General features: G+C 57.4%; 3 protein-coding genes. All 3 read left to right on the top strand.

The genetic code is table 11. The annotated features are described in order from the left end of the window. On the top strand, positions 1–1,466 hold a 1,466-nt coding region (locus P792_RS37450), incomplete at its 5' end, for a cellulose synthase subunit BcsC-related outer membrane protein (protein ID WP_023978035.1). Continuing rightward, positions 1,463–1,885: a cellulose biosynthesis protein BcsD gene (bcsD, locus tag P792_RS0118260; protein ID WP_023978034.1), complete on the top strand. Its 423-nt coding sequence runs from the start codon at positions 1,463–1,465 to the stop codon at positions 1,883–1,885. The genes P792_RS37450 and bcsD, both read left to right, overlap by 4 nt. 634 nt (positions 1,886–2,519) lie before the next feature. Then, a partial coding sequence (arfB, locus tag P792_RS25005) for an alternative ribosome rescue aminoacyl-tRNA hydrolase ArfB (RefSeq protein WP_031240260.1) occupies positions 2,520–2,862 on the top strand: 343 nt, incomplete at its 3' end.

The raw sequence follows: 2,862 nt of genomic DNA, 5'->3' as shown, positions 1-2,862 counted from the left end.
CCCTGCAAGCGGTGCAACATGACCCGAGCGATCTGGATGCGCGGCTGGCACTGATCCAGACATGTATCTCGATGCATCGCTACGCCGAGGCGAGCGGTTACGTCCAGCAGATGAACGCCATAGCCCCCACGGATCCCAGAAGCTGGTATGCAGCAGCGCAGCTGGATCGGGCGAGGGGCAACATCCGGGCGGCCGTACGCGAACTCGCTCAGGCACGCCTTCTGCGCGTCGAGCAGATCGCGCCTGGCCGCGAGTCCTATGTGCGGCGGACCAACCCCTTTGCCAGTGAGGATGTGACGCTACAAAGCAATCAGACTGACCCGCTGATAAGGCAGATGGATAGCGAGCTGACACAAATCAGCGATAGTATGGCGGCCTCTGTCACCATAACCCCCGGTATCGATAGCCGCTCGGGTTCGGGCCTGAATGGTCTCAGCAATGTCACAACGGATGTTGCGGGATCGCTACCGGTCGGAGGCGGACATATCCGACTGGCTGCAACACCAACGTTCCTGAGCAGCCGTTCCTACCGCAGCGGGGATGTGAACGGACCACGCGATATCGGGTACAACCCGCTCAATAGCGTTATAGGGGGCGCTCTTAACCAGAGCAGTTCCATGAATGCGACAGGTGTTGCGCTCTCGGGCCGATATGACTGGCGTTGGCTTACCCTTGATGCTGGCACGTCACCTCTTGGTTTCGCAGTGACGAATGTTCTGGGCGGCGTAAGCGTGGCGCCCAAGCTGGCACGAAATACGATCCTGACAGTCGGAGCGGAACGGCGTTCGGTGCAGGACTCACTGATTTCCTATTCCGGCCTCCGTGACGCGTCGGGCGCCACATGGGGTGGTGTTGTTCGCAACCGGGTTTACGCGCAGCTAGCCTATGGTGATGAAAATGCCTCGCTCTATGCACGCGGAGGTGGATCTTATCTGACGGGGCGCAATACACGCAGCAATACCGGGTACGAGGCGGGTGCAGGAGGACAGATCAGGATATGGGGGCAGGAACGGCCTGATCTGCGCCACAATCTGCATCTTGGGATGGATCTGACGTGGTTCGGCTATGATCGTAACGAATATCAGTTCACGTTTGGTAATGGTGGCTATTTCTCACCTCAGAACTTCGTCGCATTCACCTTTCCGGCCACCTATGCTGGGACGTACAAACAAATCGACTGGCGCGTTATTGGTCGTGTAGGATATCAGACCTACCACTCGTCGCGTTCACAAACCTTTCCTGCCAATTCGGATACGCAGGCGTTGCTCGCCAACGTGGCCCCGCTCTATGCGTATCAGGATGGGAATTCCGCCAATGGTCTGACGGGCGGAATTTACGGTGCCATCGATTATCGCATGACACCTAATTTCAAGCTCAGCCTCAACGCCGATTACCAGAAGGCTGGGCCTTGGAATGAGGTCAGAGCTTTTGTTGCAGCCAAATACAGTTTTCTGGGGACGAAATGATCTCGCCTGATTTTTCCCTTTTCATCCATTCTCTCGCCACCGAGCTTGAATTACAGGCAGGCGCTGAGGAGAGTGATGCGCTCCTTTACAGCGTGGGGCGCCGCATGGCCGATCGCCTGCCGCTCCCTGCTTGCGAGACGACCGCGGCGTTCGAACTGGAATGCAACGCCAATCTGGCCCTCATCGGTTGGGGGCAGTTTTCTCTTGGCTTCGATGCGCAGAAAAACGCTCTACATCTGTCTCTGCTCGACTATCCGCGCACGGGTGCCCTGGGCAAACCGGCGGGCACGTGGCTTGCGGGCTTCTACAATGGCCTTATCACTGGTTGGTTCTCCCAGATGGGCGAAACGGTGAAGCTGCGGCGCGTCGCGACATCCGAGAGCCTTACGATCACTTTCCTCGTTGATGCGGGCACCTGATGGCTCATCTGGACCGTCTCGGAAGTGTAACTCAAGCTCTGGACGTTGAGACCGGAGCGGAGGGTCCGAATGGCCGGGATTGTCCGAAATGCTAGTTGCCATACATCCGACCTGACGAAGGGGGTTTGGGAGCGGATCGCGCCTCTAATGCCCGAACCGGTATGTTTGGGCAATCCGTAGGCGGTCGAGTGTTGCGAGGTGATCGACGCGATACGCTATCTGCTTCGCTCGTAGGCTACGTTTACTTCTTGTATGCGGCGCAATAGGAAGAGCTTACAGACAATACCTTGGATTGGCTTCCTCATCATCAGGAGCTCTCTAAGGCGCTTGTAGTGGTGAACGCCAAAGAAGCAGTCTGCGGATTAAGTAAACATCCGAGCGCGGCATGTACGTATCTTATAACGCTCCGTAGCAGTTCATAAAAACGCCTCTCTCTACAATCCCAATAATCCCAATAATGGTGCTGGTTTGTAATGGGCGAACTATCGGCCGATGACGTGCGTTCGGGGAAGATGCCCTGCGGCACGCGCATAGGGCACGTTGCGGGGTAATCGACCTCTTTATGGACGTGCCCGAACGCTTCATGCACAGTGCATGCGGGTATTTCACGGCGTAACATGCTATGGAGCGTGGCATGGCAATTCCCATTCTCCTCGGCTTGTCTCTTGCCGATAATGAAATTGAGATCAGCTATATCCTGGCGTCCGGGCCCGGCGGTCAGAACGTCAACAAGGTTGCGACCGCAGCACAGCTACGTTTCGATACGGCGCGTTCCGCATCCCTGCCTGAACGGGTGCGCGTGCGACTGCTGGAAATCGCTGGAAGCCGGGCGACGCGAGATGGAGTGGTCGTCATCACGGCCAGGCGCTTTCGCACGCAGATCCGCAATCGCGAGGACGCAATCGAACGTCTGACCACAATGATCCGCGAAGCTGCCCACCGTCAGGCGTTCAGGATTCCTACGCGCCCGGGGCGAG

Origin of the sequence: Asaia sp. SF2.1 (genome assembly GCF_000505765.1) — a bacterium.
In the GTDB taxonomy this organism is placed as follows: domain Bacteria; phylum Pseudomonadota; class Alphaproteobacteria; order Acetobacterales; family Acetobacteraceae; genus Asaia; species Asaia bogorensis.
This window is presented reverse-complemented; position numbering and strand designations above follow the sequence as displayed.